Origin of the sequence: Gilliamella bombicola (genome assembly GCF_900094945.1) — a bacterium.
GTDB classification, from domain to species: Bacteria; Pseudomonadota; Gammaproteobacteria; order Enterobacterales; family Orbaceae; genus Gilliamella; species Gilliamella bombicola.
Map to the genome: position 1 here is coordinate 20,376 of NZ_FMAQ01000015.1, position 23,450 is coordinate 43,825.

The window sequence follows — 23,450 nt, forward strand, 5'->3', positions numbered from 1 at the left end:
GGCAAAGATATCACGATTTGACATGGCGGTAAGCCTTATCAACGGCTTATGATCTTGAATTAGTTGCTACAGCATCATTAGGCAGTAAAACGATGCAATGGATTGGTGGTAAATTGGTTAAAGTTGAGGTATTGCTAAAACGGAAAGGGGAATGCTAATGTAAGAAAATCACTTAAGTGTAAGTGAACAAATGGCAGTTAGGTCACTTGAAGAACAAATAAGATTACATGAAAAAAATTAGCGGAGTATAAAAGAGATCCATATTCTTTTTGATAATAAAGGGCATTTAAAAAATGCACCAAATCAAGAAATTAGACAAAAAATTATAAATGCTAGAATTAAACATTTAGAACATGAAATTAATACTTTTAAAAATAATATTAATAAAATAAAGGATAAATTAGTTATGAATATTGAACTCGATAGAATAGATAATTTTTTTAATTTAATTATAAAAGAATTAAAAGGTAACGGTATTCACAACATACCTCTCGATTATGATTTTTATTGGAATATACCGTCTGATTTGCTATATGATCTTTATAATGAACCAAAAGAACTTGATATGGGGCAATTAAGCGAAGATTATCAATTTTTATCTTATGCTATAAATCAAGATATACTTACTAGTGGTAATTTGAGAAAGTTGTCTAGTCTTTTAAGATATATAGCAGATAAGTTAGATATGTAAAATTAGATGTAGTAGCTCAAACTTAACCCAATAAATATAGCGTATAAAAAAATTGGATTTTTTACTTTTAATTTTGGGGTGCAGTTCAAGCCACTTTAAAATTTTAAATTATTAATGACTAACCTAAAAATAAAAAAGGTTACTAGATATTTTAGTAACCTTTATTATTTTGATAAGATACTAAAAAGCAAACTATTGACCCATGCGGCGAGTCAATTCGATAACACGAATTTTTGCCAACGCTTTTGATAGTTCTGCAGAAGCTTGAGCAAATGACATATCATCGCTTGGGTGATTAATATGCTCTTGCGCTTGTCTTACTGCTTCTTGTGCTCTTGCTTCATCTAGATCTTCGCCACGGATAGCGGTATCCGCTAAGATGGTTACGATGTTAGGTTGTACTTCTAATATGCCACCAGATAGGTAGATAAACTCTTCTTTACCATCCGCTTTCACAATGCCAACCATACCGGGTTTTATGGTTGTCAGTAAAGGGGTGTGCCCAGGATAAATTCCAAGTTCACCTTCTTTACCCGTGATTCTGATTCGCTGAACATCACCTGAAAACAAGTGAGATTCAGCACTAACAACTTCTAATTGATAGGAAGTTAGTGCCATAATACGATCTCCATTAAATACGATCTTCGCTCAATGAATCTCTTAGAGAGATTTTGCCTTCTCAATCGCTTCATCGATTGAACCAACCATATAGAATGCTTGTTCAGGGATGTGGTCATAATCACCGTTCATGATTCCTTTAAATGCACTGATCGTGTCTTTTAAAGGTACATATTTTCCTGGTGAACCAGTAAATACTTCTGCAACAAAGAATGGTTGAGATAAGAAGCGTTGAATTTTACGAGCACGAGCAACGATCAATTTATCATCTTCTGATAACTCATCCATACCAAGAATGGCAATAATATCTTTCAATTCTTGATAACGTTGTAGAATTGATTGAACGCCACGGGCACAATCATAGTGCTCTTGACCAACAACTAAAGGATCTAATTGACGGCTGGTAGAATCTAGTGGATCCACGGCCGGATAGATACCTAAAGAAGCAATTTGTCGACTTAATACGATTGTTGCATCTAAGTGAGCAAAGGTTGTTGCTGGTGATGGGTCAGTTAAGTCATCTGCTGGTACGTATACGGCTTGGATTGACGTTATCGAACCTGTTTTAGTAGATGTGATACGTTCTTGTAGTAAGCCCATTTCTTCGGCTAATGTTGGTTGATAACCTACCGCCGATGGCATACGACCTAATAATGCAGATACTTCAGTACCGGCTAAGGTATAACGGTAAATATTATCGATAAATAATAAAACGTCTTTACCTTCATCACGGAATTTTTCAGCCATGGTTAACCCCGTTAACGCAACACGTAAACGGTTTCCTGGTGGCTCATTCATCTGACCATAAACTAACGATACTTTATCAAGTACGTTTGATTCTTTCATTTCATGGTAAAAGTCGTTACCTTCACGAGTACGTTCACCCACACCAGTAAACACTGAGTAACCCGAGTGTTCGATAGCGATATTACGGATTAACTCCATCATATTAACGGTTTTACCTACACCCGCACCACCGAATAGACCCACTTTACCACCTTTAGCAAATGGGCAAATTAAGTCGATAACTTTAATACCTGTTTCAAGCAATTCAGTTGAGTTTGCGAGTTCTTCATAGGTTGGCGCTGCACGGTGAATCGCCCAACGCTCTTCTTCACCAATTGGACCTGCTTTATCAACAGGATCGCCAAGCACGTTCATAATACGACCAAGTGTTTTAGTCCCCACTGGTACTTCGATACCGTGACCTGTATTTACAACTTTAAGTCCACGTCTTAAGCCATCAGATGATCCCATTGCGATACAACAAACAACGCCACCACCTAATTGTTGCTGAACTTCCAGAACTAATTTTTCAGTGCCAGTTTCCACTTCTAATGCATCATATACCTTTGGTACTGCATCTTCTGGGAATTCGACATCAACCACCGCACCGATGATCTGGACAATCTTTCCAGTAGCCATTTTTAATCCTCTACGTCTTTTTCTTAACTATAAGCCAATATTTAGCACTAACCTGAAACAGCGGCTGCACCGGATACAATATCAATTAATTCATTAGTGATAGCACCTTGACGTGCTTTGTTATACACAATTTGTAATTCATTAATTAGGTTTGCACCGTTATCTGTTGCTGCTTTCATGGCCACCATTCTTGCTGCTTGTTCACTCGCTAAATTATCAACCACTGCTTGATAGACTTGTGATTCAATATAGCGACGTAAAATCACGTCTAATAGCGATTTAGCATCAGGCTCATAAATATAATCCCATGATGAAGCTTTGAGCTCTTTATCTTCTGATGGCGGTAAAGGTAATAATTGCTGAATTGTTGGCTTTTGTGACATGGTATTAATAAATTTATTCGTCACAATATATAATTTATCAATTTTACCATTATCATATGCCTCAAGCATTGTTTTTACCGGACCAATTAAATCGGATAAATTGGGTTCATCCCCTAAGTTAGTCACTTGAGTTAAGATGTTTGCTTTTATTGATGAGAAAAACGAAACACCACGAGAACCAACTAAAGCAACATCAGCTTCAACACCTTTTTCCTGCCATGCTGACATGTCAGCAATGACAGTTTTAAAAAGATTGATATTTAAACCACCACATAAACCACGATCGGTTGAAATAATAAGGTAGCCAACTCGCTTTACATCTCTTTCTTCTAAATAAGGATGTTTGGCGCCTATCTGAGCTAACGCTAAATGTCCAATTACTTCGCGGATCATTTCGGCATAAGGTCGACTAGCGGCCATTCTATCTTGCGTTTTACGCATTTTAGAATTGGCAACCATTTCCATTGCTTTTGTGATCTTTTGCGTACTTTGGATACTGGCAATTTTTGTTCTAATCTCTTTTGCATTAGCCATTTGTTACCTCACCCTTACCAAGTTTGAGTTGATTTAAAGCTTTCAAGTAATGCTTTTAGCTTACTTTCAATCTCATCATTGTAATTACCCGTCTCGTCGATTAATTTGACAAAATCGGCATATTGACTATGGGCATAAGCAAGTAGCGCTGTTTCAAATGATAATACTTTAGCCAGTTCTACATCTTCAAGATAACCACGTTCAGCAGCGTAAAGCACAATTGATTGTTCAGCAACAGTCATTGGAGAGTATTGCTTTTGCTTTAACAATTCGGTTACTTTTTCGCCGTGACTTAATTGGTTTCTTGTTGCTTCATCTAAGTCAGATGCAAATTGAGAGAACGCAGCTAACTCACGATATTGCGCCAGTGCGGTACGAATACCACCTGATAATTTTTTCATTATCTTTGTTTGCGCAGCACCACCCACACGTGAAACCGAAATACCCGGGTTAACCGCAGGACGGATACCTGAGTTAAATAGGCTAGTTTCAAGGAATATCTGACCATCAGTAATCGAAATTACGTTAGTTGGTACGAATGCCGAAACGTCACCTGCTTGAGTTTCAATAATTGGTAATGCTGTTAATGAACCTGTTTTACCTTTAACTTCGCCTTTTGTGTACTCTTCAACATAAGCTTCGTTCACGCGCGCTGCACGTTCAAGTAAACGAGAGTGAAGATAAAATACATCACCTGGATAAGCTTCACGTCCAGGTGGACGACGAAGTAGTAATGAAATTTGACGATAAGCAACGGCTTGTTTAGATAAATCATCATAAACAATTAATGCATCTTGACCACGGTCGCGGAAGTATTCACCCATTGCACAACCCGCATAAGGTGCTAAGTATTGTAACGCAGCTGATTCAGACGCTGATGCCACAACTACAATAGTATTTTTAAGGGCACCATGTTCTTCAAGTTTACGCACAACATTTGCAATAGTTGATTGTTTTTGCCCAATGGCAACATAAATACATTTTACCCCTGAGTCACGTTGGTTAATGATGGCATCGACAGCAAGCGCTGTTTTACCTGTTTGACGGTCACCAATGATCAGCTCACGTTGACCTCGTCCAATTGGAATCATTGAGTCAACGGCTTTATAACCGGTTTGTAATGCTTGGTCAACGGATTTACGATCGATAACACCTGGAGCAACAACTTCGACAGGTGAAAAGCCATCATGTTGAAGTGAGCCTTTACCGTCAATTGGTTCGCCTAGTGTATTAATAACGCGACCTAATAAACCTTCACCAACTGGTACTTGTAAAATACGACCAGTACATTGTACTTTCATACCTTCAGACAAGTCTTCGTATGGTCCCATAACTACCGCACCGACAGAGTCTCTTTCAAGGTTTAATGCCATTGCATATCGGTTGCCAGGTAATGCAATCATCTCACCTTGCATTACATCAGTTAATCCGTGGATTCGAAGAATACCATCACTTACAGATATGATAGTTCCTTCATTGTGAGCATCACTCACAATATTGAACTGAGCTATCCGCTCTTTAATTAGTTCACTTATTTCAGTTGAATTTAGCTGCATTATCAGTCCCCTTAAGACTGTAGAGCGTCATTTAAACGATTTAAACGCCCTCTGATACTACTATCAATAACCATATCGCCCGTACGAATAATAAAACCAGAAATGAGCGACTTATCTATATGACATTTTAGTTTTACTTTTCGTGATAAACGTTTTTCGACAGCGACAGAAATCTTATTAAGTTGTTCATTAGATAGTTCACTGGCAGAAATAACATCTACATCTGCTTGTGCTTCTCTATCTAAACAATATTGTTCAAACAAGGTTAAGACTTCAGGAAGAAGTGATAATCGCTTGTTTTCAGCCATAATCTTAATAAAGTTAGTACTAAACTCATCTAACACATCTTTACAGATGTTGATGAGTAAGTTAGCCACCGAATCGGTTTTCATGTCAGATGTTAAAACACTTCTTATTTGAGCATCTTTACTCACTTCAGATGTTAACACTAACATGTTATGCCATGATTCGATGCTGTTTCTTTCTACTGCAAAATCGAAAGCGGCTTTAGCATAAGGGCGAGCAATTGTAATTAAGTCAGCCATTGCTCTATTCTCCTTATAGTTCAGCTACGAGTTTATCAATGATGTCGCTATTTGCGGCTTCATTAACAGAACGTTGAATAATTTTTTCTGCACCAGCAATAGCAAGTGTAGCGACTTGTTGTTTGAGCTCTTCTTTAACTCGTTTGCGCTCGGCCTCTACTTCGGCAAGTCCTTGCGCAACAATTCGTTCTTTTTCACGAGAAGCTTCTTGTTTTGCTTCTTCAAGAATGGCTGCTTTACGTTTGTTGGCTTGCTCAATAATTGCATTAGCCTCAACCTTAGCCTGTTGCATTATGTCAGATGTATTTGCTTTGGCTAATTCCAAATCTTTTTTTGCTGTTTCTGCTGAAGCAAGTCCTTCGGCGATCTCTTTTTGGCGTTTTTCAATTGCGCCAATAACAGGAGGCCAAACAAACTTCATACAGAACCAAACAAACAATACAAATGTAATTGCTTGGCCGAGGAGAGTTGCGTTCATATTCATGACACGATTCCTCTTAAATTTTTATTAACCTGCGACAGCAAAAATAACATAAAGCGCAATCCCCACACAGATCATTGGGATCGCATCAACTAGGCCCATAACGATAAAGAATTGAGTACGTAACATAGGCATCAATTCTGGTTGACGAGCAGCACCTTCTAAAAATTTGCCACCTAATAAACCAATACCAACTGCACCACCAATTGCAGCTAATCCCATCATGATGCCTGCGGCTACAAATAACATACTATCCATTATATACTCCAGTTTATTATCAAAAAAATATTAAAATTAATGATCTTCCGTTGCCGACGCCATAGCTAAATAGACGATCGTCAACACCATAAAAATAAAAGCTTGTAACGTAATTATTAAAATATGGAAAATGGCCCATGGTAACGATAATACCCATTGTGACCACCAAGGTAATAATGCAGCAATTAGGATGAAGATAAGTTCACCTGCGTACATATTTCCAAAAAGTCGAAGTCCTAAAGAAACAGGTTTCGCTAATAGACTAACTAATTCAAGTACTAAATTGATAGGAGCAAATGCCCAGTGGTTAAATGGGTGCAAGGTATATTCTTTGATAAACCCTGAAATCCCTTTGTACTTAATTGAATAAATGATGATAAGTGCAAACACACCTAAAGACATTGACATGGTAATGCTAACATCTGCAGTTGGCACAACTCTTAAATGCGATAGACCTAAATATTGACCGGCATAAGGGAGAAAATCAACCGGGATAAGATCCATTAAATTCATCAAGAAAACCCAAATAAATACCGTTAATGCTAACGGTGCAATGAGTTTATTCTGACCGGTGAACATATCTTTGACAGTATTGTTGACAAACTCAAAGATCATTTCTACTGCACATTGTAGCTTACTTGGTACGCCACTGGTTGCTTTTTGGGCAACACGATGAAAAATCCACAAAAAGATAACACCAAGTAGAATCGAAAAGAACAATGAGTCAAGATTAAAGGTCCAAAAACCGGAACCTACTTGCAAGTTCTCAAGATGATGCTTGATATAAGCTTGTGGTGAAGCTGGAGAGGAAACTGACATATAACCCTCTTAACCTATTTCTAAAAATAAAATATTGCTTATAGTTTCATTCAAAAAGGTATAAGCAATCGCTGTAATAATTTGAAGTTACTATTTTAAACCTAATAGCCTATACCAAGTCAACCTTTGATTAGCTAAATTAAGAATTTAAACACTTTTTACTAATTTTTCGTAAATATGTATAACTTCTTTTATTATTTTAATCCGAATATTAGCCTATCAATGGTTAAATTAATGGGTATAAATTGTGCTATTTCAAACGTTAACTTTAAGCTGTAAGTGCTGCTGCGATATTTTGGGCCAATTTTTGCACTTCGTGTTGATTACTTCCTTCCACCATGACACGAATTAACGGTTCGGTTCCTGATTTACGAATCAACACTCGACCGTGATGACCAAGTTGTTTTTCTGCTTGCTCAATCGCCGATTTTACTGTAGTGCTATTTAGTGGATCATGCTCACCCGAAAGTCTAACATTAATCAACACTTGTGGTAACATTGTCATACCGCTACATAAATCAGCTAATGACATGTCATTGCGTACCATTGCGGCTAGTACTTGTAGGCCAGCAACGATACCATCTCCTGTTGTCGTTTTATCTAATAATAAAACGTGACCCGAATTTTCAGCGCCTAAGCGCCAATCTTTTTCGACCAGTTTTTCAAGCACATAACGATCTCCAACTTTGGCACGAACAAAAGGAATACCAAGCTTTTTAAGTGCTATCTCAAGCCCCATATTGCTCATTAATGTGCCGACAACACCACCTTTTAGTTGACCTTGTCTTAATGCTTCGCGTGCAATGATATAGATAATTAAATCACCATCAACTTTGCGACCTTCATGATCAACCATGATGATGCGATCGCCATCACCATCTAATGCAAAGCCTAGATTGGCTTTTTCGTCAATAACACATTTGGCTAGTGCTTTTACGTCAGTTGCGCCACAATTTTCATTAATATTTACTCCATCTGGCTCACAGCCAATTTTAATCACTTGCGCACCAAGCTCTCGTAATACTTTAGGGGCAATGTGATAGGTGGCACCGTTAGCGCAATCGACGACAATTTTTAATCCTGCCAAACTTAAATCATGATCGAATGTACTTTTACAGAATTCAATGTAGCGGCCTGCGGCGTCAGTAATACGGCTTGCTCGACCAAGTTGTTTGGACTCTACGCAATCGATCTCTTTTTCAAGTTCAGCTTCAATTTCTAATTCGATGGTGTCATCAAGCTTTTTCCCTTCAGTCGAAAAGAATTTAATGCCATTATCATAAAAAGGATTGTGTGAGGCAGAAATAACTACGCCGGCATCGGCCCGGAAAGTACGGGTTAAATAGGCAATCGCTGGGGTTGGCATTGGGCCTGTAAAAGCCGCAGCAACACCTGCCGAGGCAAATCCTGCTTCGAGTGCCGATTCAAGCATATAGCCTGAAATGCGAGTATCTTTACCGATTAATACTTTTTTCACGCCATCTTTAGCAAGCACACGACCTGCTGCCCAGCCTAATTTGAGCGCAAAATCTGGTGTGATAGGATATTCTCCAACTTTACCGCGAATCCCATCTGTACCAAAATATTTTCGATTAGACATTTTACTCCCTCACACTAAATTATTTTTGATAAACGCATATTTTAATTTGTAAAAAACTTTCAGGAAAGTATACCGCTTTGTATAAAGTTACTCTCTATTATCATTGGCAAATTTTAATAATACTTGGCTCTCTTTAATAAAGCGCTCTGCGTAAGAGCCAAACCAAGTAGTTACTTCATTAAAATTTTTGATAAATTTTGCTTTGTCTCGCTGTTCAATTAATTTAACCATTTGTCCAAAGCGTTCGTAATAGCGTTTAATTAATTCGATATTATCATCCGATGCCATAATGATATCAGCATAAAGCTCGGGATCTTGAGCAAACAAGCGCCCAACCATCATCAGTTCAAGACGATAAATAGGCGAGGAGAGCGCAATGAGTTGTTCTAAATCAGCCTGTTCACGTTGCAAATTAACGCCATATGAAAAAGAAGTAAAATGGCGCAGAGCTTGGATGAACGACATGCATTTGTCATGCTCTTTGGCATCAATTGCGCATAAATTAGCGCCCCATATACGCATTTGCTCAATTAGCCATTGATATTTTGTTTGATCGCGTCCATCGCAATAAACAATGATTTGTTTAGCTAAATTAGGAACGTCGGGACCAAACATTGGGTGCAACCCGACTACTGGACCTTGATGTTTATCAAGCATGGCTTGGAGTGGCTTGACTTTTATGGATGTGAAATCTGTTAAAATACAATCTTTAGGTAATGGTGGTAATTGTTTGATGATTTCGCAAGTTTTGTTTATTGGTACTGTCACAATCACAGCCGCTGCATCAGCAACCACTTCGGCGGCTTGATGCATGGTTTTTGATCCCAAGGTTTTAACCTGATAGCCAGATAAAGTAAATAATCGAGCAAACAACCGCCCCATTTGCCCATTACCGCCAATAATCACGACTGAACCTTCACCAGTATAGACTTTTTTGAAACCTTTGTTGTTTTCACTAATATAAGATTCACGCATTAAACGACGTAAAATATCTTCAATTAAGGCAGGGGATACACCTTGAGCTTCAGCCTCTTGCCGCCGTTTAGCTAGCATATCGGCTTCACGCTGAGGGGCATAAATGGGAATACCATGCTTGCTTTTCACCTCGCCAACTTCGGCAACTAATGCTAATCGTTTGCTAATTAAAGATAAAATAGATTTATCAACTTCATCAATTTTATCGCGTAAGGCAAGTAATTCCGTAGACATATGCGGTGATTCCTTATTATCACAAAGGTTGCTTTTTCTGTAATAGCTTAACAGTATAACGTATTTTTGATACGATGCGTATTTAGAACATCAAATCAAAGACAATAAATCAGTATGAAGATTATCTCTTTTAATATTAACAGCCTTCGTGCTCGCATCCACCAATTATCCGCTATTATTGATAAATATCAGCCCGATGTAATTGGTTTGCAAGAAACTAAAGTGCATAATGATCAATTTCCCGTTGCCGAACTTGAACAATTTGGTTATTACCTCAACTACCATGGGCAAAAAGGACATTATGGTGTTGCGTTGCTAACAAAACAAAAACCGTTGTCAGTACAATATGGCTTTCCAACTGATGGTGATGATGCGCAATGTCGCTTAATTATAGTTGAACTACCCACAAGTAAAGGCAATTTAACGGTAATTAATGGTTATTTTCCTCAAGGTGAAAGTTTACATCATGAAATAAAATACCCTGCAAAGCGTAAATTTTATCAAGATTTGAATAATTATTTACAAGAAAATCAATTAAATAATCAGTTATCTTTAATTATAGGTGATATGAATATTTGCCCAACCGACTTAGATGTTGGCATTTCGCAAGAGAGCCGTAAGCGTTGGCTACACACCGGTAAATGTTCATTTTTGCCCGAAGAACGCGAATGGATGAACAGTTTAATGTCGCTAGGTTTTGTTGATACTTACCGCCACGACCACCCAACTGCGCAAGAGTATTCTTGGTTTGATTATCGCTCAAAAGGTTTTGAAACGGATACAGGGCTTAGGATTGACTTGATCTTAGCCAGCCCCAAATTACTAGCACATTGTCAACAAACGGGGATTGATTATGATATTCGTGCAATGGAAAAGCCATCTGATCATGCGCCAATTTGGGCTAAATTTGATTTAGTATAAACCTATCTCGTCATAACAAAGGATCATCACATGCAAAACAGCTCCGTTTTATCGGTCAAAGATCTTAATCAAATAGTTAAAGATTTACTTTCTGATGCGATCGGACAGGTTTGGTTAGTGGGAGAGGTTTCTAACTTTTCGCGCCCTTCATCAGGGCATTGGTATTTTTCATTAAAAGATGATAGCGCACAAGTGCGTTGTGCCATGTTTCGCAATAGTAATTTTCGTGCTGGTTTTACTCCACAAAATGGGCAACAAGTTTTGGTTAGAGCAACGGTAACGCTGTATGAAGCGCGTGGTGAATATCAACTGGTGATTGATAAAATTCAACCCGCAGGTGCAGGGCTATTACAACAAAAATTTGAACAGTTAAAGAAAAGGCTATCTGATGAAGGGTTATTTGATGCCATTTATAAAAAGCCACTACCCGAAAATATCCGCACCGTTGGGATTATTACCTCCTCAACGGGAGCCGCGTTGCATGATATTTGCCAGATATTAAAACGTCGTGATCCAAGTTTGCATTTGATTATCTACCCAACACAGGTACAAGGCAGTGAAGCGGCAGGGCAAATTGCTAAAATGATTCAAATTGCCAACATTCGTCAAGAATGTGATGTATTAATCGTTGGGCGAGGCGGTGGCTCGCTTGAAGATTTATGGTCATTTAATGAAGAAGTGGTGGCAAGGGCTATTTTTGCAAGCCAATTACCTATTGTCAGTGCGGTTGGGCATGAAATTGATTTTACCATTGCCGATTTTGTGGCTGATGTCAGAGCAGCAACACCATCTGCTGCGGCAGAATTAGTTAGCCAAGATAGCTTAGCTCAAGTAAAACGCCTACAAGTTCAAGAACAACACCTATCTATGGCAATGGATTACTATTTAATTCAGTGTCGTGAAAAACTCAACAAATGGCGTCATCAATTACAAACTCAACACCCACAAGCAAAACTAGCAAAACAGCTAAATATGTTACTAACTTATCGCCACACATTATACGACAACATTCAGCAATATTTGCTCAGACAGTCAAACCGCCATAATCAATTAGATAAACGATTATCGCGCGTCTCACCGCAAAATAAGATCCATTATTTACAGCAACTTGTTGGCCAAAAGCAACAACAAATTACTCATTTAGCACAACAAAAACTGACTCAATCTCAACATCAATTTGTGTTACAAACCTCGCAACTTAACAGTGTTAGCCCACTAGCGACACTTGAAAGAGGTTATTCAGTTACGACCAACCAAAACAAAGCAGTGGTTCGTTTTTCTGAGCAAGTTACTGTGGGTGAATTAATTATAACAAGGTTAAAAAAAGGAAAACTCATTAGTCAAATTACAAAAATTGATGAATAAAATTATTTTGCAAATCAACCTCTACAAGGCATAATAATGGCAAATTTATTGGAATTTGATTATTACTAAGTAATAAGTCATAAGGAGTGATAATGAAAAAAGTGACCTTAATGGTAATGTTAATATCTTGCACATTAATATTACAAGGCTGCGTTGCTGCCGTTATCGGGGTAGGAGCAGGGGCCACGGCAAAAGTTGCCACAGATCCTCGTACAGCAGGTACTCAAGTGGATGATACAACACTCAATTCACGTATGAGTATGAAAATTAAAGACAATGGACCTTTCTTTATTGGATCGCGTGTTATTTCGAGTACTTATAATGGCAACATTCTTTTAACTGGGCAAGCAAATAATGAACAAGCTGAAAAAGCTGAAAGTCTTGCTTATCAAGTTGACGGGATAAAAAAAGTCTATAATCAAATTCGTATTGGTGAACCTGTTGGCGCCGGTACAATTACCAATGATGCTTGGATAACAACACAAGTTAAATCTCAATTAATTTTAAATGCACAAACAAAAGCACGCAATATTAAAGTTGTTACTGAAAATAGCGAAGTATTTTTAATTGGTATTGTCACATCAGAAGAAGGCAAAGCAGCGGCTGAATTGGCAAGTAAAGTCAATGGTGTGAAAAAAGTCATCACACTATTTACTTATATTGAAAACTAACCAATACCGAAAATATACTAAAAATAGGGGCTAATTAGCCCCTTTTTTTATGTGATCGATTTAATACGCTCAATTAATTTTGCAAGTCCTTGCAAACGGGATTGACTGAGTTCGTCAGTAATTTTTAATTCATGCAAAATCGATTGAAAATCAATAGCAGCAATTTGCTGTGCTGTTTTGTGATTAGCAATAATGATTAAAATTGCCAATAACCCTTTCACAATTCGCCCTTCGCTATCGCCGCTAAAAATATAGGTATTATCGGCCTGCTTTTGATAACTAAGCCAAACTCGATTTTCGCAGCCATTGACTTGGTTCTGCTCTGTTTTTTGCTCGTCAGGAAAATCAGGCAATTGCTTTGCTAACAACACTAACTGTCGATAACGATCTTGCCAATTATGATGCTTTGCAAATAACTCGGTTAAATTTTGCTGTGATAGCATAATATTGACCTATTTATGGTTGACTATTTTGTAAAAAACTTTCAGGAGTCTATACCGTTTAGTATAGAATTACACCAATATTTCAATTGCACTTTGCAATTCTGAAATAAATTTATCCACATCTTGCTGATTATTATAGGGCATTAATGATAGACGAATCGCACCATGGCAACCTAATTTATTCATTAAAGGCTGAGCACAAAGCTCACCAGTGCGGATGGCAATATTTTGTTCACTTAACAAAATAGCAATATCATTATGATGAATATTGTTGATATTAAACGTGATGATTGGGCTATTATCCACACTATAAAATTGAATATCGGTCAGTTGGTTTAGTTGTGATTTAGTATAGAAAGCTAGCTGCTTTGTGTAGTTTTCTGCTTGCTTATTATCCCAACTTTTTAACCATTCAAGTACTGCGTTAAAGCCAAGAATGCCTGCAATATTGGGGGTGCCTGCTTCAAATTTATAGGGGAGATCTTCTTGAATAAAATCATCAAATGAGGCGCTTTTTAGCATTTTACCGCCACCATGCCAAACCGGCATTTGCTCAAGTAAAACCTGCTTACCATATAAAACACCAAGACCCGTTGGTCCATACAATTTATGGGCAGAAAAAGCATAAAAATCAATATTTAATTGCTGAACATCAAGCGCATGGTGAACAATACCTTGAGCACCATCAACAACTAAAATAGCATTATGTTGATGAACAATGTGGCTAATTGTCGCTAAATCAGGGCAAAATCCAGTGACGTTTGACATTTGGGTGATGGCAACAATTTTGGTCTTTACTGACAGTAGCGATGATAATTCATCAATATCTGATGACCATTTTATGACTTTAGCACCTGTTTGCTTAGCAATAATTTGCCAAGGTAATAAATTGCTATGATGCTCTAACTCACTCACAATAATTTCATCATCAGGTTGTAGCAACGGGCGAGCATAGCTTTGTGCGATTAAATTAATTGATTCGGTTGCACCCCGTGTCCAAATAATTTCAGCACTGTTGTTGGCATGAATCAAATCAGCAACATTTTGCCTTGCCTTATCAATTGTTGTTGTGACTTGCAAAGCATCTTGGTACAAACTACGTTTTGCGGTGGCTGTATTTTGTGCATAATATGCAAGTGTTGCATCAATCATCACTTGTGGTTTAAGTGCAGTTGCAGCCGAATCCAGATATACGCTTTCATCATTAAGCGCAGGAAAATCTCTTCTAAATTGCTCAGGCACAAAATGCTTATTGGGTAAGTTCAAGTCCGGCAATACCATTCCAGTAACCATTACAATCCCGTTTATGTTCAATTTGTAGTGGATTTAATCCATCTTCATTAGCTTTGAACTGTTTGACAATATCGAGCGTTTCAAGACCAAGTGGTGAAATTCTAACAATATCCACTAATCCTTTCATCTCTTTGAGATTATTGCCCAAGTTATAACAATAACCACTTTGGGTCTGAATACCATTTAGCACAAATACTTTTTGCTGTTCTTGCGAGAACACTTCGCGCCCAACAGGATAGTTAATGCAACAAGTTTCACATTTATCTTTAGGCTTGTCTTCTGATCGAGCGGTAAAACAACGTGCTGAATAAGCTAAAGGTAAATAACCGTAACTGAATACTTCAACTTCAAAATTTCGCTTAATATTTAAATTTTCAAACTGATTAAGCACATTGGTTAACCAATCACGAGAAAGCTCAACCGGCATACACCAACGTACCATTCCTTGTTTTTGTAATAATTTTAAAGTTAACGCGTTATAACAGTTAATGGCAGGACCTGCAACAAACGGTAATTTATGCTCTTGCGCAATATTAATGGCAGCTAAATCATTTGCTTCCACTAAAAAATCACCATTATTGACCAATTGTCGTAAATCGTTTAATTCTGATGGTGCTTCAAGTAACGCCAGAGTTGAAAGTACTACTTGTTTACCCGATTTAGCAATTTCTTTTGCCAGTTCAAGCCAATTGGCAACTTTCATTTCACGACGTTTGGTGCAAACGGTTTCGCCCATATAAATAATATCCGCTTGACTATCTTTAGCGGCATAATAAAAAGCTTCTGTTTCAGTTTTAGGCCAATAATAGAGCACCGGTCCTAATGCGTATTTCATAGTTTTGCTCACAATATTTTTTATATCAGATCAATTAAATCATTAAGATAATACCTTATCACCTGCATGTGTTGACAAAAAACAGAAGATATAAAAAGCAAAATATTACCTTAAAACATATATTTTTTAATTATTTAGGTAGATAAATTACGTTATTGCCATTTACGGTGATAAGCGCCTAATGTTGTCTGTGTCCCTTCTGAAACAGAGCCAAGCGTATCCATCCAGCTTTTTTCTGCTTGGAATGACTCAGGATTGGCTTTATAACGATCGATGGCTTGGCGCCACACTTTTGTCACTTGCTCGACATAAGCAGGACTACGTTGACGACCCTCAATTTTAACCGAGGCAATATTAGCAGCAAATAGCTCAGGTAATAGCTCAATCGTATTTAAGCTGGTTGGCTCTTCGATAGGATGGTAAAGCTCTTCACCAACAAAATACCGTCCTTTACATAGCGTTGGGTAGCCTGCATTTTCGCCTTTTTTATGGCAATCAATTAACACATTATTGAGTCGTGACTCAAGTCCTTTATCGGTCTCTTCCCAGCGAACAAATTTAGCTGGCGAACAAGCCCCAACAGTATTGGGTGATTCACCAGTTAAATACGATGATAAATAACAGCGTCCTTCCGCCATAATGCACAAGCTACCGAAAGCAAATACTTCAAGCGGAACAGGAGAAACTTGAGATAATTGTTTGACTTGATGCATCGAAAGTACACGCGGTAACACAATACGATGTACCTGAAAATTGTTATAGTAAAACTTAATCGACTCTTCATTAGTCGATGATGCTTGCACCGAAACATGACGTTCAAGATCAGGGTACTTTTCAGCCGCATAATCAAGCATAGCAAGATCAGCAATAATTAACGCATCAGCCCCAATATTGGCTGCAGTATCAACCGCATATTGCCAACGCTGAAAATTTTCAGGATGGGCAAAAGTATTAATGGCAATATGTAATTTTTTGCCGCGTTTATGTACATAATCAGATGCTTCAATCAAGCGCTTCTCGTTAAAATTCAAACCAGCAAAATGGCGGGCATTGGTATCATCTTTCAAACCAATATAAACAGCATCAGCACCGTTATCGATAGCCACTTTTAGTGACGGTAAAGATCCTGCTGGGCAAAGAAGTTCCATAATTATTCCTAACTTTAGTTTGGTCATTTATACGCAGTGTATTATGCAATAATTCTGAAAGTAATGCGAATGGAAAGCAACAGGGTTAGCTAAAAAAACAGCAGACGCGAGTGTATTGTATAACGTTGCTTGACCGTAGTCTGATTTGAATACTAATACACACTTGTTTGATTAGTTTTTATTTTTAAAATAAGACAACATATAGTTAAACACATATTGATGCAATTTTGAATAACGATCTTTTTTAGGGTGACACAGCAACACCTTCCAATCAATGGGATCGACAAAACGCCGTTCGACAATATTATGATTCGAATAAATATCCAAAATAGGCGAAGGTAGAATAGTCAAAAACTTCGAATTTGTGGCAAGTAATAACAAAAAATCCCATGATGCTGACATGGTACATTTTTGTGGTTGAATATTGTATTCACCGAATTTTTTCATCAATTTATGGTGAATCATAAAACTAGGTTCAAAAATGGCCAGCATCTGATCATTTAAATCTAACCATGTTAATTTTTCTTTTTCGGCAAGAGGATGCTCACGATGAAAAAAAACTGACAATTCACTTTGTTGTATTAAATGTTCATCAATAATAGAAGGATTGATATTAGTTGGATCAAGTAAAATAGCAAAATCCAGCTCATCAACCATAAACATACGACCTAATTCGTACGCGCCTTTTTCGATAATTTCGACTTCAATATTGGGGTGGTTAATAATCAAATCAGCAATAATATCAGAAAACACCGCTCCCAAAATCAATGGTGGTATTCCGATTCTCACTTTACCTTTTAATTGCCCTGCATCTTCCCGAATTGCTGTTAGCATTGAATTATATTGTAATAACAGCTGTTTAACTTGCTCATAAAAGAGTTCACCAGTTGGTGTTAAACCTTGTAAACGGCCTTTATAACGTTCAAACAAATCGACCTTTTCTGAATCCTCAAATTGTTTAATAAATTGACTTAAAGCTGGCTGAGAGATGTAAAGCCTTTTAGCCGCTAAAGACAAATTAAAATCCGCCTTCACAATTGCAACAAAATATTGAAGATGCCTGATATCCATACTTTATTATCACTTTTCAACGTTAAATAACAACACATTCTATAAGATGAACTTATAGATACTATAATAAACCAGTCTTGGACAAAGATAAATCCTTCACTTAGCATAAGTTAAATTTATTGTTTAGGCTAAAAAGGATGATATCGTATGAAAGAAGTTGTAATCGTATCTGCTGTTCGAACACCGATTGGTAGTTTTGGTGGCGTATTTAAAAATGTATCTGCTGTTGATTTGGGGGCGACGGCGCTGAAAGAAGCGATGGACAGAATCTCCCTTAACCCTAGTGAAGTTGACGAAGTCATTTTGGGCAACGTATTGCAAGCAGGGCTAGGGCAAAATGTTGCAAGACAAATTGCCATCAAGGGCGGCGTGCCTGACAATGTATCGAGTTTTACCGTCAATAAAGTGTGTGGTTCCGGTTTAAAAACGGTACAACTTGCTGCTCAAGCTATCGCAAGTGGTGAGGCTGACGTCGTTATTGCTGGTGGGGCCGAAAGCATGAGCTTGTCACCGTATGTCATGCCCAATGTACGTTTTGGTCTAAAAATGGGCAATGCACAAATGGTTGATACCATGATTAACGATGGATTAACCGATGCTTTCAACCACTACCACATGGGCATCACGGCCGAAAATGTTGCTGAACAATACAATATTACACGAACCGCTCAAGATGAATTAGCTTTTGCTAGCCAACAAAAAGCTGCAACCGCACTACAAAGCCAACGATTTAAAGACGAAATCGTACCAGTATCTATCCCCAACAAAAAAGGGGAGCCAACTGTCATTGATACAGACGAATACCCAAAACCCAACACAACATTAGACAAATTATCTGCATTACGCCCAGCCTTTAAAAAAGATGGTACTGTTACCGCAGGTAATGCATCGGGCATTAATGATGGGGCTGCAATACTTATTTTAATGAGTCGAGAAAAAGCAGAAAAATTAGGACTTGAACCACTTGCCACCATCACCAGCTCGGCATCGGCTGGTGTTGCTCCAGATGTGATGGGCATCGGCCCAATTCCTGCTACGCAAAAGGCACTGCAAAAAGCAGGATTGACTGTCGACGATATTGATTTATTCGAAGCTAACGAAGCATTTGCCGCACAAGCACTAGCCGTTTGTAATACCTTAAAATTGCCAGCCGAAAAAGTGAATGTCAACGGGGGCGCTATCGCCTTAGGGCACCCAATTGGTGCTAGTGGTGCTCGAATCTTAATTTCACTTATTTACGAAATGAAAAAACGTAATGTAAAAAATGGTTTGGCTACACTTTGCATCGGTGGTGGTCAGGGTATTGCAATGGTTGTTTCTCGATAAGGACTGGAGGCGTTATGGATAAAGTAGTAAGTATTGAACAGGCGTTATCTTTGATTAAAAATGATACAGTCATGATGGTAGGCGGATTTATGGCAAACGGATCACCTGAAATGCTGATTGATTTTTTATGCCAACAAAACATCAAAGATCTAACATTAATTTGTAATGATACTGGCTTGATCGACAAAGGTGTTGGAAAAATGGTGATGCTAAAACAATTTAAAAAAATTATTGCATCTCACATTGGACTAAATAAAGAAACAGGTAGACAAATGAATACCGGTGAAACCGAAGTTGAACTTGTTCCACAAGGCACGCTAGCCGAACGTATACGATGTGCAGGCTATGGTTTAGGTGGCGTTTTAACACCAACGGGCATAGGAACATTGGTCGAGCAAGGTAAACAAAAAATCACCGTTGATGGTAAAGATTATTTACTTGAAAAACCATTATTTGCCGACGTTGCTTTATTGTATGCAGCAAAAGCTGATCGTGCAGGCAATCTCATTTATAAAGGCTCAATGAATAACTTCAATAATGTCATGGCTAGCGCAGCCAAAACAACGATTGTTGAAGTAGGAGAAATTGTTGAAGTTGGTGAACTTGACCCACAAGAAATAGCCACACCAGGGATTTTTGTTGACTACATTGTAAAAGGGAGAAGTTGCTAATGGATAAAGAACAATTACAAAATTATATTGCAAAACGTGTTGCTAAAGAGTTACATGATGGTGATATTGTTAATCTTGGAATTGGTTTACCGACTCGTGTTGCTAACTTTATTCCCACAGGGATTGAAATTATCTTACAATCAGAAAATGGCTTTTTAGGACTAGGTCCAACCCCATCAACAGACGAAATCGACGAAAGCATCGTCAACGCAGGGGGGCAAGTTGTCACCATTTTACCCGGTGGCAGCTTTTTTGACAGTGCCACCTCGTTTGGAATTATTCGCGGGGGGCATGTTGATGTTTCTGTACTTGGCGCACTACAAGTAGACAAATCTGGTAATATTGCTAATTATATGATTCCGGGCAAAATGGTGCCGGGCATGGGGGGCGCAATGGATTTAGTGACTGGCGCTAAAAAAGTCATTGTCGCAATGGAGCACACCTTGAAAGGCACACATAAAATTCTAAAAAGTTGCACATTACCATTAACGGCAGTTAATGCGGTTGATCTCATCATTACAGAAATGGGCGTCATCGACGTAACACCAGAAGGGCTCAAACTAATTGAAATAAACCCTGAATATTCCATTGACGACGTTATTGCTGCAACCGAAGCGCCATTAATTATTGCATTATAAATTAGTGTATTATAATTATTGCAACATCATGGCAATTCACTACCAACAAAACCATTCATCACAGTGAGTGGTTTTGTTATTCCACAACGCAAGGTAAGCAATATTTTTATAAAAAACAGCTAGAAAAAACTTGAATAAAATCAATACCTTTTCTGACAGATTTTTAGCGGAAAATCAAGCCTTTTTTGTTTTGGTGAATAGAATAAATTGTGCAGAGGTTTCGGACGTTTTGACCATTGGTGAATAAAATAGCTACAGTGACCACGTTCGAGTTAGGGAATTAAAGCGAATTCCCTAACAACCCACGCTTTGGCTGCAGAATGTGGCCTTCGGCTACGCTACTCGTATCATCCTGATACTCGCCTCTTCGAGGCCACCTTCGCTATGCTCAGGTGTTCAAATTTGTTCCAGACAAATTTGTCCGCCGTCGCTCGGTCTTAACGCACCGTTTGTGGACGCGCTCCCGGCGCACCACAAACTCGCCAAACGTCCTGTTTGGCGTGCTAACCTCGCTCTGTTGTCGGCACATTCTGACGCCGGAACAAGACAAACAACATAATCTTAAGTATTTTTTGATGAGTTACTTTTGTGTTAAAAAGCAATGCAATTACATCCAAAAATCGGTCAGGAAATGTATTGATTTTATTAAAGTTTTTTATGAGGTGATTTTTAGCCAAAAACCACCACCCCAAATCATTCCCCCAAAGTCAGCCAACGTTAGCTGACTTTTACTTAACAAAACTTTACAAAATTTTAACAAAAAAAGTAGCACATTATTAATCAAACGCTTATAATTTAAGCGCTTTTAAAGCAAGAGAGTGCTCATTAGTTGAGCGGTCAATTATAAAAAAATCAAATAAAACAAAAATTTACTTGACAGGATAATCGAAATGCGCTATCATACTTGGCATCTGGCATCTGGCATCTGGCCTGCCAAACTTACGCCCTAAATCTTTTTCAATTTCACCGTAGTCGAAATCAGACACAGTTCTTATTTTCATCACCGAGGTCATTTCGCGTAGCGAAATCGGCGACGTTATCGCCAAGGCCGAGACACTTATCTTCTCTATTTAAATTACCAGACTTACTTAAATTATTTAGATTACCTAAAGTGTTGTTCTTCGTGCCATTATTGTTGTCATATACACAGAGTTCTGTGGCATTAACCGCGCATACATCAAGAGTCATTGAAGGTACTCCGCCGTATTTTACGTTTGATGCGGGTCAGGTTAAGGTAACTTCAACGGATAGTTTATTGTCTATTAAGTTGAATGGTAATCGACTTATCACACCGTCGACAAATACATCAAGTCCGACAAATCCGATAATATTACCAGTAGCGAGTGGTTTGGATAATATAAGAACGGTAGTTCCATCATCAGCTAGTTCAGTAAGTTTTAGTGATTTAGTGGATAGATATCTGAATTGGGGGGACGCTGATGGGGATGGTCAGGGTAGAAATGATGTTACGGCATCTGGGAGTGTGTCAATATCATTTACGGATAAGGATGGGAATACTGTTAATCGTAGTGATAGATTAGATATATGTAATGCTCCTTATAGGGTAACCTTAAGTAGTACAGGGGGATATTTACAAACACGGTACGGGGTTCCTAATAGAACTAATTTTAGTGGTAGTACAGTGACATATTATGTTAATCCGTATGGTGGTCCTGTTGTTTGTCACGTAAGGCCGAATTTGTACTTTGGTGGCACTGGTGTTAATATTTCTTTTCCTTGGGGTATGATGTATGACGATTCCAATCAGGCCGGCCCATCTATCATATGGTCTCCTAAAAAGGGTTTTTTAACTCAGTCAATAAGTTCATCATCTTACGGCCAAAATTTTCCTACAACAGGCGCTGATGGTTTGTATTTTGATTTGCTCATAGGTGGAGTTGATGGAGATGGGTTGTCGTGGTCATCTGCCACGACCGCGAGTGGTAGTATAAGAGCAACGGTGAATCAGAGGGCGCTGCCAAACCAAGGCGCAAACGAAGATAGATGGATTACTGATAAATCAAAACGTGTAGTAAGAGTAACGTTAAAAGGTCCTAGGGCAAGTAGTTCTCAGATACAGTCAGCTAATCCTAGTCCACTAACTGTGCCATCTTTGCCACAGACATTTGAGTTAGAGGGTCGTGATAGAAATGGTAATGTAGTGAGGTATGGATTTGTGTTAAAGCAGTGGTTTGTCAATCGGGGTGATAAAGGGGATACATCGTCTAACCAAGTATCTTGGTGTAGTCGTTTAGGTTATCGTATGCCACGGATTAAGGATTTAACTAACGCGAAGTGTGGTGTTTATAATAGTTTCCCATGTAGAAGTGGCATAGATGGAGCCACGCCTTACTCATCTGGTAATCATTACATGCGTAACATAGGTGCTGGTTTTTTCACGGAGTGGGGCAGCATGAATGACTACACTGATGCGGGCTTCGTCTACTTCTCTTATTGGACGGGCGAATCTGTAAGTAGCTATGTGTTATCCAGTGTCTCTTCGTTCAACGGCTCTGTTGAAGCCTATGGTGCCAGCAACTACTTTGCTGTTTGCACTACACCTTAACTTTTATATCTTAGTTATTAATCTTTAGGCCGCGGGGGCGGTTATATTGACTGAGAGGACAATATAACAAAGAATAACGCCCCCGCGTCAGTTGGGGCATTTCCCTTAGGGTTGCGCTGTTGTGGCAAAGCCACAATCGCGCCGCCCCCCCGCCCGCCGACGCTGAAAGCGTGGTTGGCAATTCTAGTGATTACGCTGTAGCGGTTTAAATTCGTAGTTTATTTATAGTACGGCAAGGTTTCGGACGTTTTGACCTTTGGTGAACAAAATAGCTACAGTGATCACGTCCGAGTTAGGGAATTAAAGCGAATTCCCTAACAACCCACGCTTTGGCTGCAGAATGTGGCCTTCGGCTACGCTACTCGTATCATCCTGATACTCGC

General features: G+C 38.5%; 23 protein-coding genes. 8 read left to right on the forward strand and 15 right to left on the reverse strand.

What is annotated here, in order from left to right; translation table 11 throughout:
• The first annotated feature begins 406 nt into the window (after positions 1 to 406).
• Positions 407 to 691 (forward strand): hypothetical protein, encoded by a 285-nt coding sequence (locus tag GA0061081_RS09730; RefSeq protein ID WP_091350458.1) that lies wholly within the window; start codon positions 407 to 409, stop codon positions 689 to 691.
• Between the two features lie 192 nt (positions 692 to 883).
• On the opposite strand, the gene GA0061081_RS09735 is transcribed toward GA0061081_RS09730, so the two are convergent.
• The 10 genes from GA0061081_RS09735 to tyrA form a co-directional block, all read right to left on the reverse strand.
• Positions 884 to 1,309, reverse strand: a complete 426-nt coding sequence (locus GA0061081_RS09735) for a F0F1 ATP synthase subunit epsilon (protein ID WP_091350461.1) — start codon at positions 1,307 to 1,309, stop codon at positions 884 to 886.
• 42 nt (positions 1,310 to 1,351) lie between these two features.
• Positions 1,352 to 2,734, reverse strand: coding sequence for a F0F1 ATP synthase subunit beta (atpD, locus tag GA0061081_RS09740; RefSeq protein WP_065635973.1), 1,383 nt, complete (start codon positions 2,732 to 2,734; stop codon positions 1,352 to 1,354).
• Between the two features lie 47 nt (positions 2,735 to 2,781).
• Complete coding sequence (gene atpG / locus GA0061081_RS09745; protein ID WP_085247559.1) at positions 2,782 to 3,651, reverse strand: F0F1 ATP synthase subunit gamma; 870 nt, start codon at positions 3,649 to 3,651, stop codon at positions 2,782 to 2,784.
• 14 nt (positions 3,652 to 3,665) lie between these two features.
• Positions 3,666 to 5,207 carry a F0F1 ATP synthase subunit alpha gene (gene atpA, locus GA0061081_RS09750; RefSeq protein WP_091350464.1) on the reverse strand — a complete coding sequence of 514 codons (1,542 nt, stop codon included), beginning with the start codon at positions 5,205 to 5,207 and terminating at the stop codon, positions 3,666 to 3,668.
• An 11-nt stretch (positions 5,208 to 5,218) separates the two neighbouring features.
• The gene (atpH, locus tag GA0061081_RS09755; protein WP_091350466.1) at positions 5,219 to 5,752 is read right to left on the reverse strand and encodes a F0F1 ATP synthase subunit delta; all 534 of its coding nucleotides are present in this window, start codon (positions 5,750 to 5,752) and stop codon (positions 5,219 to 5,221) included.
• A gap of 13 nt (positions 5,753 to 5,765) precedes the next feature.
• A complete protein-coding gene (gene atpF / locus GA0061081_RS09760) occupies positions 5,766 to 6,236 on the reverse strand; it encodes a F0F1 ATP synthase subunit B (RefSeq protein ID WP_085247556.1) in 471 nt (156 codons plus the stop codon).
• A 24-nt stretch (positions 6,237 to 6,260) separates the two neighbouring features.
• A complete protein-coding gene (gene atpE / locus GA0061081_RS09765) occupies positions 6,261 to 6,491 on the reverse strand; it encodes a F0F1 ATP synthase subunit C (RefSeq protein ID WP_034901511.1) in 231 nt (76 codons plus the stop codon).
• A gap of 36 nt (positions 6,492 to 6,527) precedes the next feature.
• Entirely contained in the window at positions 6,528 to 7,310 is a 783-nt protein-coding gene (gene atpB / locus GA0061081_RS09770) for a F0F1 ATP synthase subunit A (protein WP_091350468.1), read from the reverse strand.
• A gap of 268 nt (positions 7,311 to 7,578) precedes the next feature.
• Positions 7,579 to 8,910 carry a phosphoglucosamine mutase gene (gene glmM, locus GA0061081_RS09775; protein WP_091350470.1) on the reverse strand — a complete coding sequence of 444 codons (1,332 nt, stop codon included), beginning with the start codon at positions 8,908 to 8,910 and terminating at the stop codon, positions 7,579 to 7,581.
• An 87-nt stretch (positions 8,911 to 8,997) separates the two neighbouring features.
• Positions 8,998 to 10,119, reverse strand: coding sequence for a bifunctional chorismate mutase/prephenate dehydrogenase (gene tyrA, locus GA0061081_RS09780; RefSeq protein WP_091350472.1), 1,122 nt, complete (start codon positions 10,117 to 10,119; stop codon positions 8,998 to 9,000).
• A gap of 114 nt (positions 10,120 to 10,233) precedes the next feature.
• On the opposite strand from tyrA, the gene xthA reads away from it, so the two are divergent.
• From xthA to dolP, 3 genes are all read left to right on the forward strand, one after another.
• On the forward strand, positions 10,234 to 11,040 hold the full coding sequence (gene xthA, locus GA0061081_RS09785) for an exodeoxyribonuclease III (protein ID WP_091350474.1): 807 nt from the start codon (positions 10,234 to 10,236) through the stop codon (positions 11,038 to 11,040).
• Positions 11,041 to 11,070: 30 nt separating this feature from the next.
• On the forward strand, positions 11,071 to 12,405 hold the full coding sequence (xseA, locus tag GA0061081_RS09790) for an exodeoxyribonuclease VII large subunit (protein ID WP_091350476.1): 1,335 nt from the start codon (positions 11,071 to 11,073) through the stop codon (positions 12,403 to 12,405).
• 92 nt (positions 12,406 to 12,497) lie between these two features.
• Positions 12,498 to 13,076, forward strand: coding sequence for a division/outer membrane stress-associated lipid-binding lipoprotein (gene dolP / locus GA0061081_RS09795; RefSeq protein ID WP_091350478.1), 579 nt, complete (start codon positions 12,498 to 12,500; stop codon positions 13,074 to 13,076).
• A 47-nt stretch (positions 13,077 to 13,123) separates the two neighbouring features.
• Here the strand turns inward: dolP and csdE are convergent, their stop codons facing one another.
• The 5 genes from csdE to GA0061081_RS09820 form a co-directional block, all read right to left on the reverse strand.
• On the reverse strand, positions 13,124 to 13,519 hold the full coding sequence (gene csdE, locus GA0061081_RS09800) for a cysteine desulfurase sulfur acceptor subunit CsdE (protein WP_091350480.1): 396 nt from the start codon (positions 13,517 to 13,519) through the stop codon (positions 13,124 to 13,126).
• Positions 13,520 to 13,588: 69 nt separating this feature from the next.
• A complete protein-coding gene (gene csdA / locus GA0061081_RS09805) occupies positions 13,589 to 14,812 on the reverse strand; it encodes a cysteine desulfurase CsdA (RefSeq protein ID WP_245176391.1) in 1,224 nt (407 codons plus the stop codon).
• On the reverse strand, positions 14,769 to 15,647 hold the full coding sequence (locus GA0061081_RS09810; protein WP_091350484.1) for a U32 family peptidase: 879 nt from the start codon (positions 15,645 to 15,647) through the stop codon (positions 14,769 to 14,771). Before GA0061081_RS09810 ends, csdA begins: the two co-directional genes overlap by 44 nt.
• Before the next feature lie 152 nt (positions 15,648 to 15,799).
• Positions 15,800 to 16,795 carry a ubiquinone anaerobic biosynthesis protein UbiU gene (gene ubiU, locus GA0061081_RS09815; RefSeq protein WP_091350486.1) on the reverse strand — a complete coding sequence of 332 codons (996 nt, stop codon included), beginning with the start codon at positions 16,793 to 16,795 and terminating at the stop codon, positions 15,800 to 15,802.
• Positions 16,796 to 16,966: 171 nt separating this feature from the next.
• Entirely contained in the window at positions 16,967 to 17,866 is a 900-nt protein-coding gene (locus tag GA0061081_RS09820) for a LysR family transcriptional regulator (RefSeq protein WP_091350488.1), read from the reverse strand.
• 147 nt (positions 17,867 to 18,013) lie between these two features.
• On the opposite strand from GA0061081_RS09820, the gene GA0061081_RS09825 reads away from it, so the two are divergent.
• The 4 genes from GA0061081_RS09825 to GA0061081_RS09845 all read left to right on the forward strand — a co-directional run bounded on the left by GA0061081_RS09825 (position 18,014) and on the right by GA0061081_RS09845 (position 23,067).
• A complete protein-coding gene (locus GA0061081_RS09825; RefSeq protein ID WP_091350490.1) occupies positions 18,014 to 19,192 on the forward strand; it encodes an acetyl-CoA C-acetyltransferase in 1,179 nt (392 codons plus the stop codon).
• A gap of 14 nt (positions 19,193 to 19,206) precedes the next feature.
• Entirely contained in the window at positions 19,207 to 19,863 is a 657-nt protein-coding gene (locus GA0061081_RS09830) for a CoA transferase subunit A (RefSeq protein WP_091350492.1), read from the forward strand.
• Positions 19,863 to 20,501, forward strand: a complete 639-nt coding sequence (locus GA0061081_RS09835; RefSeq protein WP_091350493.1) for a 3-oxoacid CoA-transferase subunit B — start codon at positions 19,863 to 19,865, stop codon at positions 20,499 to 20,501. The genes GA0061081_RS09830 and GA0061081_RS09835 overlap by 1 nt, the downstream gene beginning before the upstream one ends.
• A gap of 904 nt (positions 20,502 to 21,405) precedes the next feature.
• Positions 21,406 to 23,067, forward strand: a complete 1,662-nt coding sequence (locus GA0061081_RS09845; RefSeq protein ID WP_141683369.1) for a hypothetical protein — start codon at positions 21,406 to 21,408, stop codon at positions 23,065 to 23,067.
• The last annotated feature ends 383 nt before the right edge of the window (positions 23,068 to 23,450 follow it).